Genomic DNA, 14,315 nt, shown 5'->3' with positions numbered 1-14,315 from the left:
GCGAAGTTGACGATGTATCACGACGGCACACGGGTCGGGGCGGGTGGGGTCGGATAGGGGTTCTGTCCCCCGACGGGGCCTGGATACTCTCCGGTACGTACGGGCTCAGCCCGCCCCGAACCCCTCCGAGCGCTCCCCGGACTTCCGGGTGTGAGGCGCCGGCGGTGGCCGTCGAGTACGAGAAGGATGAGTGGAGCCGATGCCGGCCAAGATCCTCGCGGAAACCTCCGTAGTGACACTCGCCGAGTTCGAGCAGGACACCCTCCGTATCGCCCAGGTCCTGCGTGAGCGGGGGGTCGGGCTCGGTGACCGGGTGCTGCTCAAGGCCGGCAACTCGATCAGCTACGTGTCCGTCCTGTTCGCCCTGATGCACCTCGGCGCCTCCGTGGTGCTGGTGGACCAGCAGGAGAAGCGGGACGCGACCGCCTCCATCATCCGCCGGGCCGGTACCAAGCTGGTCCTGGTCGACGACGACGCCCCGGCGCCCGACGAGGCCGACCCGGTGCACCTCTACGAGCTGCTGGCCGCCGCCCCCGACCTGGAGGTGACGGACCGCCGACTGGACTTCGGCGCCTGGTCCGACCTGGACGACGCGCTGATCATGTGGTCCTCCGGGTCCACCGGCGAGCCCAAGGGCATCGTCAAGAACGGCGGCCGGATGCTGCGCAACCTCGAGCGCAACGCCCGCCACATGGGCCACTGCTCGGACGACGTGCTGCTGCCGCTGCTGCCCTTTTCGCACCAGTACGGCCTGTCGATGGTCCTGATCGCCTGGATCGTCCAGGGCTCCCTGGTCATCGCCCCCTACAAGCGCCCCGACCGCGCCCTGCGGATGGCCGGGCACTCCGGCGCGACCGTCCTGGACGCGACCCCGGCCACCTACCGCAGCATGCTCGGCATCATCCGGCAGAAGCCGGCCCTGGGCGGCGCGCTCGACTCGGTCCGGATGTTCTGCAGCGGCGCCGCGCCGCTGGACCGGTCGCTGGTGGACAGCTACGTCGAGCGCTTCGGCCTGCCGCTGCTGGACAGCTACGGCAGCACCGAGGCGGGCAACGTGGCCTTCGCGACCGCCGACAACGCCGTGGCGTGCGGGCAGGTCATGGACGGGCTGCGGGTGCGCGTGGTCGACGACGAGGACCGCGAGGTGCCGGCCGGGGAGGTGGGCGAGCTGCTCATCGAGACGCCGGACGTGATGGTCGGCTACCTCACCCAGGACGGCGGGATCGACCCGGTGGACCAGAGCGTCTTCCGCACCGGCGACCTCGGCCACGTCGACGCGGCCGGCAACCTGTTCGTGCTGGGCCGCAAGTTCGCCGTGCACCGCAACGGCTACACGCTCTACCCCGAGATCGTCGAGCGCAAGGCGGCCGCCGGCGGCTGCTCGACCCGGGTCGTCCCGCTGCCCGACGAGCGCCGCGGCAGCAGCCTCGTCTTCTTCGTGGAGGACGAGCAACAGCGCGAGTCCGCGCACTGGCGGGAGGTCCTGGCCGGTCTGCTGCCCACCTACGAGCAGCCCAACCGGGTGATCGTGGTGGACCAGTTCCCGCTGAACCGCAACGGCAAGCCGGACAAGCGCAGGATGACCGAACTCGCCGAGGCCGCCGTGGCCGGCTCGGGAGACCGCGAGGACGCCGCCTGACGAGGCGTCGGGCAGAACGCCGCAGGCGGCCCGGTCCGAGCACCCTCGGACCGGGCCGCGCGGGTTCGGGACCATCCGGCCAGGACGGTCCGGCTCGGTTCGGCTCGGTCCAGGTCAGTCCAGCAGGCCGCGTTCGATCGCGGCGAGTACCGCGGCCGTCCGGTCGGAGACCGAGAGCTTCTTGAACACCCGCAGCAGGTGGGTCTTCACCGTCGCCTCGCCGATGTGCAGTTCGCGGCCGATGTCGGCGTTGGTCAACCCACGGCCGACCAGGCGCAGCACCTCGCACTCGCGCCCCGACAGGGGCGTCTGCTGCTGCTCCTGGGAGCGGGCCCGGAACAGGCGGCCGGCCACGGCGGGCGAGAGCACCGTCTCCCCGCGGGCGGCCGCCCGGACCGCGTCGATCAGCTCCGCCCGTGAGGTGCCCTTGAGCAGGTACCCGGCCGCGCCGGATTCGACGGCGCGCAGGATGTCGGCGTCGTCCTCGTAGGTGGTGAGCACCACCACCTTGGGGCGGCGCGAATGCCGCAGGATCCGGGCGGTCGCGGTGGCGCCGTCCGTCTCGCCCATCCGCAGGTCCATCAGGATCACGTCGGGATCGAGCGCCGCCGCACGCACCACCGCCTCCTCGCCGCTGCCGGCCGTCCCCGCCACCCGGAGGCCCGGAGCGGCCTCCAGCATCGCGCACAGGCCCTCGCGCACGACCGGGTGGTCGTCGACGATCAGGACCGTGATCGGCTGCTGCGCGACCGGTTCCTGGGCGGGCGTCGGCTGCTCGGCGCTCATCGGGACTCCTCCACGTTCCTCGCCGTCGCCGCGACCAGCGGGACGACGACCTCCACCACCGTGCCGCGGCCCGGCGCGCCGGTCACCTCGACCGTCCCGCCGACCTCGCCGACCCGGCCCCGCATGCCGCGCAACCCGTACCCCGACGGCTCCCCGTCCGGACCGGGAGACGGCTCGGCCAGGCCGCAGCCGTCGTCCTCGACCCGCAGCCGCACCGCCGCGTCGCTGAACTCGACGCGCAGGGAGACCCGCTGGGCGCGGGCGTGCTTGCGGACGTTGGCCAGCGCCTCCTGCGCGGCGCGCAGCAGCACCACGCTCACCGCGGTCGGCAGCGGGAACTCGGTGCCCTCGGCGGTGTGGTCCACCGTCAGGTCGGTCTCCGCCGCCAGCGCCTCGCCCTGGCGGCGGACCGCCTCGCCGAGCGAGTTCCCGCGCAGCGGCACCGGGGTCAGCGCGGCGACGAAGCCGCGGGTCTCGGTCAGGTTGTCGGCGGCCACCCGGGCGGCCAGGGCCAGGTGCCGGCGGGCCAGTTCGGGGTCGTCCGCGAGCTCCGAGTCGACCGTCTCGATCAGCGCGATCAGGCTGGTCAGCCCCTGGGCCACGGTGTCGTGGATCTCCCGGGCCAGCCGCTCCCGCTCGGCGGCGATGCCGGCCTGCCGGGAGAGCCGGGCCACCTGGACCCGGCTCAGCTCCAGCTCCTCGATCAACTGGGCGCGTTCGCGGCTCTGCTCGGCGACCCGGGTGATCCACAGGCCGACCAGGACGGCGAGCGCGATGCCGAGCAGGGTGAGCGGCAGGACGCCCAGCACGGCCTGGCCGAACTCGCCGCTGGTGACCCAGAGCAGGATCGGCGGAACCAGGTTGGCCAGCAGCACCACCGCGATACCCGGCCCCGAGGGCAGGCTCATCAGCAGCATCGGACAGATCGCGAACAGCGCGAACGACGAAGCCACGTCGAGCAGGGTCGCGGCGCCGAAGAGGGCGCCCAGCCCGGCGGCGAACCACCGCGCGCGCACGGGTCTGCCGCCGCCGTTCAGCAGCAGTGGCCGCCCGAATCCCGCGTACCACGGGACGGCCAGGGTCAGCGCGGCCACCGCCCCCGCCACCCGCCCCGGCGCGTCGCCCGAGGTCAGCAGCAGCCCGGTGGTGACCAGGTAGGAGAGTCCGAAGTAGGCGTCCCAGAGTCCGAACCAGCGCCGCACCGGAGTCCGGTGGCGGCTCGTCCCGGCCGGGTCGAGGCCCGGTTCCACGGTCGGCGGCCGGCCGACGGGCGGGCCGGGGGGCTGGTCGACGGGCTGGTCAGGGGCGACGCTGGCGTGCACGCTGACCAGTCCTACCACGCCCGGCGCGCCGCACACCACGTCAGGATGCGGTCGGGGAGACGTACTCACGGTGTACGTCGATCGGTGGACAGCCGGTTCCACCGGGCGGTCGTTCCGCGGCCTTCCGCCCGTTCCTAGCCTGGATCTCAGGACAGGAAAAGCACGGTGAACGGGACTTCTGGAGTACGGACGATGAGTGACTTCATGATCACGCTGGTGGTCAGCGGGACGGTGCTGCTGGTGATCCTCGCCGGCGACCTCGGTCGTCGGAAGGTCAACGCGCTGCGGCTGATCCGGCCGCTGATCGCGGTCGCGGTGGTCATGGTGCTCTTCTTCCACTCGCCGCAGCTGGACGGCAACGACCTCTCGCTGCAGCTGGTCGGCATCGGCCTGGGCACCATCCTCGGCCTGGCGGCCGGAGCGATGATGCCCGCCGAGAGGGACGCGTCCGGGCAGGTCTACACTCGGGCCGGGGTGCTCTACGGGCTCTTCTGGCTCGCCATGTCGGCCGCCCGGGTGCTCTTCGTCTACGGGATCGAGCACTGGTACACCGCCGCGATCATCACCTTCTCCGTCAAGTACCGGATCAGCGGGCCCGAGGTCTTCTCCAACTCCCTCGTGCTGATGGCGCTGGCCACCGTGCTGGCGCGGACCGTCGTGGTGATGAACCGCCGCCGCCGGCTGCGCGTCGCGGTCGCGTAGGAGCGCTGACAGTCACCCGGCTGCCCAAGCAAAGCGAGAGGAATCGACACCGTGCCCCACCACGAGGGACCCCGTCTGCGGCCGCCCCACCACCGGGTGGAGCGCCGCGCCATCGCCTGGTGGATGGTGCGCGCCGCGCTGATCCCGGTGCCCACCGCCCTGGTGACCGGCGTTCTCTATCTGCTCATCCCGCCGGCCCGGTTCGTCTTCGGCCCGGTCTTCCTCGTGGTCGCGCTGTTCGCGCTCGCCTACCTGACCGTCATGCCGCTGTGGCGCTACCGGGTGCACCGCTGGGAGACCACCGACCACGCCGTCTACACGAGCTCCGGCTGGCTGTGGCAGCACTGGCGGGTGGCGCCGCTGTCGCGGATCCAGACCGTGGACACCGTGCGCGGCCCGCTGGAGCAGCTCTTCGGCCTCAGCGGCATCAAGGTCACCACAGCCTCCGCCTCGGGCGCCCTGATCATCCGGGGCCTGGACCGGGGCCGCGCCGCCGAGGTCGTCGAGCACCTGACCAACGCCACCCAGGCCACCACGGGGGACGCGACATGACCCCGGATGCCACCCGCGACGTGAACGGCGACGTGACCCGCGAGGAGAAGGTCGGCGTCGAGCACGGCGCGCCCGCGGCCGCCGAGCCCGACTGGCACCGGCTCAGCATGCGCCTGATACCGGTGCACCTGACCTGGCTGGTGGCCCCCGTCGTCTCCGGGGTCGGCACCCTCATCGGCACCGGCGGCCGGCTCAACCTGCAGGCGCTGCTCACGATCGCCTCGTTCACCGTGGCCTTCCTGATCGTCGCCGGCATCAACCTGACCCGCGTCCTCACCACCGGCTACCGGATCACCGAGGCCCGGCTGGAACTGCGCTCGGGCCTGCTCTTCCGCAGCCGTCGCTCGGTCCCGCTGGAGCGCATCCGCAGCGCCGACGTCACCGCGCGTCCGCTGCACCGTCTGCTCGGCCTGGCCACGGTGAACGTGGGCGCCGCCGTCCACGGCGCCTCCGCGGCCCGCAGCCTCTCACTGGACGGCCTCACCCTCCCTCAGGCGCACGCACTCCAGCAGGAGCTGCTCAACGGCCGGGCCGCCCGCCTCGTCCGCCGGTCGACCGCCGCCGACCGGGACGAGGCCGTCGACCCCGCCGAACCGCCCGTCCCGGCCCCCGTCGCCGAACTCTCCTGGACCTGGCTGCGCTACGCCCCGCTCACGATCTGGGGTGTCGGCGGGCTCCTGGCCGTTCTCGGCATCTGCTACAACACCCTGCACGAGATGCAGATCGACCCCCTGAAGCTGGGCGTCGTGCACCAGCTGGTCGCCGCGTTCACCGCGGTGCCGCTCTGGGTCGCGGTGCCGGCGCTGCTGCTGCTCGTGGCCGCGCTCGGCACGGTCGTGGCCGTGGGCCAGTACGTCGAGGGCTGGTACGGGTACCGCCTGGAGCGCGAGGACGGCGGTGTCCTGCGGCTGCGGCGCGGCCTGTGGAAGCACCGCTCGGTCTCCATCGAGGAGCGACGGATGCGCGGCCTCGAACTGGTCGAGTCGCTGCTGCTGCGCTGGGGCGGCGGCGCCCGGCTGTACGCGGTCGCCACCGGTCTGGGCAACGTCGAGGAGAACCGCACCCGCGGCATCCTGGTTCCGCCCGCACCGCGCGCCGAAGCGCTGCGGGTGGCCGACGAGCTGAGCCCGGTCCGTCAGGCGTCACCGGTGGCGGCCCGGTTGACCGCTCACCCCGGGGTGGCCCGGCGTCGCCGGATCAACCGGGGCCTGGCCGTGGTCGCGCTCGTCACGGCCGTGGTGGCGCTGCCCGGCATCTGGGTGCCGCAGTTCCTCGTGGCTGCGGGTGTGGTCGCGGCCGTGCTGCTGCCCTGCGCCGTGTGGCTCGGCGTCGACGCCTACCGGGCCCTGGGCCACGCCCTGGTCGGCGACCACCTGGTGGCTCGCTCGGGCACCTTTGCCCGCCGCACGGTGGCTCTGCAGCGCACCGGAGTGATCGGCTGGACCGTCAGCCGTTCCGTGTTCCAGCGCCGCAGCGGCCTGCTCACCCTCACCGCCACCACCGCCGCAGGCCGTGGCGCCTACCGGGTGCGCGACGTGACGCTCGCCGAGGGGCTTTCGCTCGCCGAGCAGGCCGTGCCCGACCTGCTCACCCCGTTTCTCGAAAGGGGCTGAGCGCCCCGGGAACCGGAGCAGCCCCGGCGGACGGAGTTCGCCGGGGCGATGCATTTTGGAATTCCGACTTTCCTGCGGGCGGCGGGAAGGTATTTTCGCGTCATGACGCGACCGGCGCTGCGGAATTGCCTCCATGCGGCGTCCGGATATACCCAGGGGTACGCGCAGGATTGCGTAGGGGTGCCTAGGGGGACGTAGGGGTACCTGGTGATCACCGCCGAATGGCAGGCTGGCAAACGGTTTTGGATACCGTCTGCTGGGTGGTGGAGCGCGCGATGTTGAACCAGTCCGAGGGAATTGTTCCGGAGCCGGACGGTGCGGACGCCGGAAATTCGGATGCGCTGTCATCTTTGCGGCGGCGGCTGACCGGCCACGCCGAGGCCGACCAGCAGCGCCTGCTGCTGAACCTCGTGCTGGAGCACGCCACCGAATCCCTGCGCGGCCGTCCGTCCGCCGCCGTCGAGGCCGACCGCCCGTTCCTGGAGCTCGGCTTCGACTCGCTGGCCGCCGTCGACCTGCACAGCCGGCTGCAGGCCGCGACCGGGCTGCGCCTGCCGGTCACCCTGGTCTTCGACCACCCCACCGCCGCCTCCCTCGCCCGCCACCTGCGGGCCGAGATCCTGGGCCTGGCCGCCGTGGGCGACTTCCCCGAGCCGCTCGGCTCCGCCGACGACGAGCCCATCGCGATCGTCGCCATGGCCTGCCGGTTCCCCGGCGACGCGAACAGCCCCGAGCAGCTGTGGCAGCTCGTCGCCGACGGCGTCGACGCGATCTCCGCCTTCCCGGCCGGTCGCGGATGGGACCTCGGCGGGCTCTACGATCCGGACCCGGACCACCCGGGCACCAGCTACGCGCAGGCCGGCGGCTTCCTGCACGACGCCGACACCTTCGACCCGGGCTTCTTCGGCATCTCGCCGCGCGAGGCGCTGGCGATGGACCCCCAGCAGCGGCTGCTGCTGGAGACCGCCTGGGAGGCGTTCGAGCGCGCCGGCATCGATCCCGGCACCCTGCGCGAGTCCCGCACCGGCGTCTTCATCGGCGCCGAGGCCCAGGACTACGGACCGCGCCTGCACGAGGCGGCCGAGGGCATGGAGGGCTACCTGGTCACCGGCACCGCAGGCAGCGTCGCCTCGGGCCGGCTCTCCTACACCTTCGGCTTCCAGGGCCCGGCGGTCACCGTCGACACCGCCTGCTCCTCCTCGCTGGTCGCGCTGCACCTGGCCGTGCAGTCGCTGCGCCGCGGCGAGTGCAGCGTGGCACTGGCCGGCGGCGTCGCCGTGATGGCCAACCCCGGCTCGTTCATCGCCTTCAGCCGCCAGCGCGGCCTCGCCCCCGACGGCCGCTGCAAGCCGTTCGCCGACGCCGCCGACGGCACCGCCTGGGGCGAGGGCGCGGGCATGCTGCTCGTCGAGCGCCTGTCCGACGCGCAGCGCAACGGTCACCCCGTGCTGGCGATCGTGCGCGGCTCGGCGATCAACCAGGACGGCGCCAGCAACGGCCTCACCGCCCCCAACGGCCCGTCCCAGCAGCGCGTGATCCGCCAGGCCCTGGCCGACGCCGGTCTGACGGCCGGTGAGGTCGACGCCGTCGAGGCGCACGGCACCGGCACCACCCTCGGCGACCCGATCGAGGCCCAGGCCCTGCTCGCCACCTACGGCCAGGACCGCCCCGAGGACCGGCCGCTGCGGCTCGGCTCGCTGAAGTCCAACATCGGCCACACCCAGGCTGCCGCCGGCATCGGCGGCGTCATCAAGATGGTCATGGCGATGCAGCACGGCGTGCTGCCGCGCACCCTGCACGTCGACGCGCCCAGCGCGCACGTCGACTGGAGCGCGGGCACCGTCGAGCTGCTCACCGAGCCGATGCCCTGGCCCGAGAGCGGCCACCCCCGCCGCGCGGGCGTCTCGTCCTTCGGCATGAGCGGCACCAACGCCCACACCGTCATCGAGCAGGCCCCGCGGGCCACCGAGCAGGCTGACATCGCCGAGCCGGTCTCCGTCGTGCCCGCGGCGCTGCCGTGGGTGCTCTCGGCCAAGACCCCCGAGGCCCTGCGCGAGCAGGCCGAGCGGCTGCACGCCCACCTGGTGGCGAACCCCGGGCAGAGCCCGGCCGACCTCGGCCACTCGCTGGCCACCACCCGCGCGAGCTTCGAGCACCGGGCGGCGCTGGTCGCCGCCGGCCGTGCGGAGTTCCAGCAGGCGCTGCGCGCGCTGGCCGAGGGCACCGGTCGGCCCGGCCTGGTCCAGGGCACGCCGGACACCGGCCGCACCGCGTTCGTCTTCACCGGCCAGGGCAGCCAGCGCCTGGCCATGGGCCGGGAGCTGTACGAGACCTTCCCGGTCTTCGCCCGCGCCCTCGACCAGGCCTGCGGTCACCTCGACCTCCAGCTGGAGCGCCCGCTGCGCGAGGTGCTGTTCGCGGCCGAGGGCTCGGCCGAGGCCGGGCTGCTGCACCGGACTGCCTACACCCAGCCCGCGCTGTTCGCCGTCGAGGTGGCGCTCTTCCGCCTCGCCGAGTCCTGGGGCCTGCGCCCGGACTTCCTGGCCGGGCACTCGATCGGCGAGCTGGCCGCCGCCCACGTCGCCGGGGTCCTCACCCTGCCCGACGCCGCGTTGCTGGTCGCCGCCCGCGGCCGGCTCATGCAGGAACTGCCGGGCGGCGGTGCCATGGTGGCGCTGCAGGCCACCGAGGCCGAGGTGCTGGCCGACCTCGCCGACCGCGAGGGCCGGATCGCCGTCGCGGCCGTCAACGGGCCCGACGCCGTGGTGATCGCGGGTGACGAGGACGCCGTCCTCGCCGCCGCAGCCCACTGGCAGTCCGAGGGCCGCAAGACCAAGCGGCTGACGGTCAGCCACGCCTTCCACTCCCCGCACATGGACGGCATGCTCGCCGAGTTCCGGCGCTGCGCGCAGGTGGTGAGCTACGCCGCGCCGACCGTCCCGATCGTCTCCACCCTCACCGGTGAGCTGGCGACCGCCGAGGAGATCGGCACCCCTGAGTACTGGGTGCGGCACGTGCGCGAGGCCGTGCGCTTCGCGGACGCGATGCGCGTGCTGGAGCGCGAGGGCGTCAGCACCGTCGTGGAGCTCGGCCCCGACGGCGTGCTGTCGGCCATGGGCCAGGCCTGCGTCACCGAGCCCGTCGCGTTCCTGCCGGTGCTGCGCGCCGGCCGTCCCGAGGTCCGCACCTTCACCACCGCCCTGGCCGAAGCACACGTCCGCGGCCACGCCCTCGACTGGGACGGCGTCTTCGCGGGCCAGGGCGCCCGTCGGGTGGACCTGCCGACCTACGCCTTCCAGCGTGAGCGCTACTGGCTGGAGAGCGGCAGCGCGCTCGGCGACGTCGCCTCGATCGGCCTCGACTCCGCCGACCACCCGCTGCTGGGCGCGGCGGTGGCCCTCGCCGACGTCGACGGTTTCCTGTTCACCGGGCGGCTCGCCCTGGACACCCACCCCTGGCTGGCCGACCACGCCGTGCAGGGCACCGTGCTGCTGCCCGGCACCGCCTTCGTCGATCTGGCGATCCGGGCCGGCGACCAGGTCGGCTGCGACCTGGTCGAGGAACTGACGCTCGAGGCACCGCTGTTGCTGCCCGAGCACGGCGGCGTGCAGCTGCAGATCGTGGTGAGCGGCGCCGACGAGAACGGCAGCCGCTCGCTCAGCCTGCACTCCCGGATCGAGGGCGCCCCGGCCGACGAGCCGTGGAGCCGCCACGCCACCGGTGTGCTCACCGCAGGCGCCGCTGCGGCCGGGTTCGACCTCGCCGCCTGGCCGCCCGCCGACGCCCGCCCGGTCGACGTCCGTCAGATCCACACCGACCTGGCCGAGACCGGCTTCGGCTACGGTCCCGCCTTCCAGGGCCTGCGGGCCACCTGGCTGCGCGGCACGGAGATCTTCGCCGAGATCGCCCTGCCCGCCGGGGCGGAGGACGACGCCGACCGGTTCGGCCTGCACCCCGCGCTGCTCGACGCCGCGCTGCACGCGCTGGGCGCCGACACCGGCGACGACGCGCTCCGGGGCGGCCTGCCGTTCTCCTGGAGCGGCGTCACCCTGCACGCCACAGGTGCGTCCACCCTGCGGGTGCGGATCACCCCGCTGGGCGGAGGCGAGGTCGCGCTCGACCTCGCCGACGGCACCGGCCGACCGGTGATGTCGGTGCGTTCCCTGGCGCTGCGTGAGATCTCCGCCGAGCAGCTGGGCGCCGTCCGTGGCGCGCACCACGAGTCGCTGTTCCGGGTGGAGTGGACGACGCTGCCGATGACGGCCGGCGCTGTCGAGCACGGCCGTTGGGCCGCGTTGGATGGTGCGCTCGACGGTGTCGCCGTCGAGGGCTTCGCCGACTTGGGGGAGTTGGCGGCGGCCGAGGTCGTGCCGGACGTGGTGTTCGCTTCGTGTGCGTCCACCGGTGGGCTGTCGGCGGACGCGGTGCGGGAGGTCTCCCACCGGGCCCTGGGGCTGGTGCAGGGCTGGCTGGCCGAGGACCGGTTCGCCGACGCGCGGCTGGTCGTCGTGACGCGGGGTGCGGTGGCGCCGCTGTCGGGTGAGGCGTTGGCCGACCCGGCGGGAGCGGCGGTGTGGGGCCTGGTGCGCTCCGCGCAGGCCGAGAACCCGGACCGGTTCGTGCTGCTCGACCTGGACGCGGCCGATGTCCCCGCCGAATCGGTGGCTGCCGCACTGGCAAGCGGCGAACCGGAGCTGGCGATACGCCAGGGTGCCTGCCACCTGCCGCGCCTGACCCGTGTCGCCGTGGACGAGGCACCGGCACCGCAGGACGCCACCGCCTGGCGACTGGACCCTGACGGCACCGTCCTGATCACCGGCGGCACCGGCGCCCTGGGCGCGGTCGCCGCTCGCCACCTGGTCGCGGAGCACGGCGCGCGGCACCTGCTGCTCACCAGCCGGCGCGGCGCCGACGCGCCCGGCGCGGCCGACCTGGCCGACGAACTGGCCGAGCTGGGCGCCACCGTGACGCTGGCGGCGTGCGACGTGGCCGACCGTGCCGCGCTCGCCGAGCTGCTCGGCACGTTGGACCGTCCGCTCACCGCTGTCATCCACACTGCGGGTGTCCTGGACGACGGCGTCGTCCCCTCGCTCACGCCCGACCGCTTCGACGCCGTGCTGCGCCCCAAGGTCGACGCCGCGCTCAACCTGCACGAGCTGACCGCCGGGCTGGACCTCGCCGCCTTCGTGCTCTACTCGTCGAACGCCGCCGTCCTCGGCGGCGCCGGCCAGGCCAACTACGCTGCTGCGAACGCCTTCCTGGACGCGCTGGCCGCCCACCGGGCCGAGCTCGGCCTGCCCGCGCTCTCGCTCGCCTGGGGCCCGTGGGCCGAGGGTGGCATGGCGAGCGCCCTGGACGCCGCCGACCTCCAGCGGCTGGCGCGCGACGGAATGCCCGGCCTCGCCGACGTCGAGGGCCTGGCCCTGCTCGACACCGCCGTCGGCCTGGGCGACGCCGCCCTGGTCCCGATGCGCGTCGACCTGAGCGCGCTGCGCTCCCGCGCCGCCGCCGGCACCCTGCCCGTGCTGCTGCGCGGCCTGGTCCGCACGCCCGTCCGCCGGGCCGCGCTGGCCGGCACCGGCGGCGGCTCTGAGCTCCTGCGCCGACTGGCCGGCCTTTCCGAGGCCGAGCTGGACCGCGAGCTGCTGGAGGTTCTGCGGGTGCGGGTGGCCGCCGTCCTGGGCCACGCCTCGTCCGAGGTGATCGAGGCCGGTCGTGCTTTCAAGGACCTCGGCTTCGACTCGCTGACCTCCGTGGAGCTGCGCAACGCGCTCAACTCGGCCACGGGCCTGCGCCTGCCGCCCACCCTGATCTTCGACTACCCGACCCCGGCCGCGCTGGCCGCGTACCTGCGCACCCGCATCGTCGGCGCCACCCCGGTGGCCGCCACCACCGGAGCGGCGACGGCGCAGGTGGCCGACGACCCGATCGCGATCGTCGGCATGGCCTGCCGCTACCCGGGCGGCGTCCAGTCGCCGGACGACCTGTGGCGGCTGGTCGTCGACGGCGGCGACGCGATCTCCGGCTTCCCGGCCGGTCGTGGCTGGGACGTGGAGAACCTCTACCACCCGGACCCCGACCACCCGGGCACCTCGTACTCCTGCGAGGGCGGCTTCCTGCACGACGCGGGCCTGTTCGACCCGGAGTTCTTCGGCATCTCGCCGCGCGAGGCCGTCGCGATGGACCCGCAGCAGCGGCTGCTGCTGGAGGTCTCCTGGGAGGCGATCGAGCGCGCCGGGATCGACCCGGCCCTGCTCAAGGGCAGCCGCACGGGCGTGTTCGCCGGTGTGATGTACCACGACTACGCCACCAGGATCAGCGAGCTCCCGGACGGGGTCGAGGGCTACCTCGGCACCGGCACCGCAGGCAGTGTCGCCTCCGGTCGCGTCGCCTACACGCTCGGCCTGGAAGGCCCCGCCGTCACCGTCGACACGGCCTGCTCCTCCTCGCTGGTCGCCCTGCACCTCGCGGTGCAGGCGCTGCGCCAGGGCGAGTGCACGATGGCACTCGCCGGTGGCGCGACCGTCATGGCGACGCCCGAAGCGTTCATCGACTTCAGCCGCCAGCGCGGCCTGGCCTCCGACGGGCGCTGCAAGGCGTTCTCGGCCGGTGCGGACGGCACCGGCTGGGCCGAGGGCGCGGGCATGCTGCTCGTCGAGCGCCTGTCCGACGCGCAGCGCAACGGTCACCCCGTGCTGGCGATCGTGCGCGGCTCGGCGATCAACCAGGACGGCGCGAGCAACGGCCTCACCGCCCCCAACGGCCCGTCCCAGCAGCGCGTGATCCGTCAGGCGCTCCAGGACGCCGGGCTGACGGCCGACCAGGTCAGCGTGGTCGAGGCCCACGGCACCGGCACCCCCCTGGGCGACCCGATCGAGGCGCACGCCCTGCTGGCCACCTACGGCCAGGACCGCGCCGAGGACCAGCCGCTCTGGCTGGGCTCGCTGAAGACCAACATCGGCCACACCCAGGCCGCGGCGGGCGTCGGCGGCATCATCAAGATGGTCATGGCGATGCGCCACGGCGTGCTTCCCCGCACCCTGCACGCGGACGAGCGCTCCGCGAACGTCGACTGGACGGCGGGAGCGGTCGAGCTCCTGACCGAGGAGCGCGCCTGGCCGCAGACCGATGCGCCGCGCCGAGCCGGTGTGTCGTCCTTCGGGTTCAGCGGCACCAACGCGCACACCATCATCGAGCAGCCGCCCGTCGTCGAGGAGGACTCGGTCGAGGCGCCTGCCGCGCCGCTGCCCGCCGTCCAGCCCTGGATCCTCTCGGCCCGTGGCGAGGAAGCCCTGCGCGAGCAGGCGCGGGCGCTGCTCACCCACCTCACCCGGCTCGACGCGGACGCCGCGCCGACCACTGCCGACCTGGCCTACTCGCTGGCGACCGGCCGGGCGACGCTGGAGAACCGTGCGGTTCTCGTCGCCGGTGAGCACGCGGAGTTCGTCGGCGCGCTGGCCGCGCTGGCGTCCGGCGAGCCGACCGCCGACGCGGTGCTCGGCACCGCCGGGACGGCGGGCCGGACGGCCTTCCTGTTCACGGGGCAGGGGAGCCAGCGGGCGGGGATGGGCCGTGAGCTGTATGAGGCGTTCCCGGTGTTCGCGGCGGCGTTCGACGCGGTGTGCGCGGAGCTGGACGGGCTGCTGGACCGTCCGCTGAAGGATGTCGTCTTCCAGGGTGAGCGGATCGACGAGACGGCGC

At 73.9% G+C, this 14,315-nt stretch carries 7 protein-coding genes; 5 read left to right on the top strand and 2 right to left on the bottom strand.

The window, feature by feature from the left end; genetic code table 11:
- The first annotated feature begins 199 nt into the window (after positions 1–199).
- Positions 200–1,639 carry a class I adenylate-forming enzyme family protein gene (locus TR49_RS34440; RefSeq protein WP_042389095.1) on the top strand — a complete coding sequence of 480 codons (1,440 nt, stop codon included), beginning with the start codon at positions 200–202 and terminating at the stop codon, positions 1,637–1,639.
- Between the two features lie 114 nt (positions 1,640–1,753).
- Here the strand turns inward: TR49_RS34440 and TR49_RS34435 are convergent, their stop codons facing one another.
- Both TR49_RS34435 and TR49_RS34430 read right to left on the bottom strand, forming a co-directional pair.
- A complete protein-coding gene (locus TR49_RS34435) occupies positions 1,754–2,425 on the bottom strand; it encodes a response regulator (RefSeq protein WP_042389058.1) in 672 nt (223 codons plus the stop codon).
- Complete coding sequence (locus tag TR49_RS34430; RefSeq protein WP_052434898.1) at positions 2,422–3,747, bottom strand: sensor histidine kinase; 1,326 nt, start codon at positions 3,745–3,747, stop codon at positions 2,422–2,424. The genes TR49_RS34435 and TR49_RS34430 overlap by 4 nt, the downstream gene beginning before the upstream one ends.
- Before the next feature lie 192 nt (positions 3,748–3,939).
- Between TR49_RS34430 and TR49_RS34425 the strand changes: the two genes are divergently transcribed.
- The 4 genes from TR49_RS34425 to TR49_RS34410 all read left to right on the top strand — a co-directional run.
- Positions 3,940–4,449 (top strand): hypothetical protein, encoded by a 510-nt coding sequence (locus TR49_RS34425; RefSeq protein ID WP_052434897.1) that lies wholly within the window; start codon positions 3,940–3,942, stop codon positions 4,447–4,449.
- Between the two features lie 51 nt (positions 4,450–4,500).
- Entirely contained in the window at positions 4,501–5,001 is a 501-nt protein-coding gene (locus TR49_RS34420) for a PH domain-containing protein (protein ID WP_236653655.1), read from the top strand.
- The gene (locus tag TR49_RS34415; protein WP_084725720.1) at positions 4,998–6,614 is read left to right on the top strand and encodes a PH domain-containing protein; all 1,617 of its coding nucleotides are present in this window, start codon (positions 4,998–5,000) and stop codon (positions 6,612–6,614) included. Before TR49_RS34420 ends, TR49_RS34415 begins: the two co-directional genes overlap by 4 nt.
- A 350-nt stretch (positions 6,615–6,964) precedes the next feature.
- Positions 6,965–14,315 (top strand): type I polyketide synthase (locus TR49_RS34410; protein ID WP_236653654.1); only part of this gene is annotated, 7,351 nt, incomplete at its 3' end.

The organism is Streptacidiphilus melanogenes (genome assembly GCF_000787835.1).
GTDB lineage: Bacteria > Actinomycetota > Actinomycetes > Streptomycetales > Streptomycetaceae > Streptacidiphilus > Streptacidiphilus melanogenes.
The sequence above is the reverse complement of the archived record's forward strand: the minus strand, read 5'-3'. Positions and strand labels throughout refer to the sequence as shown.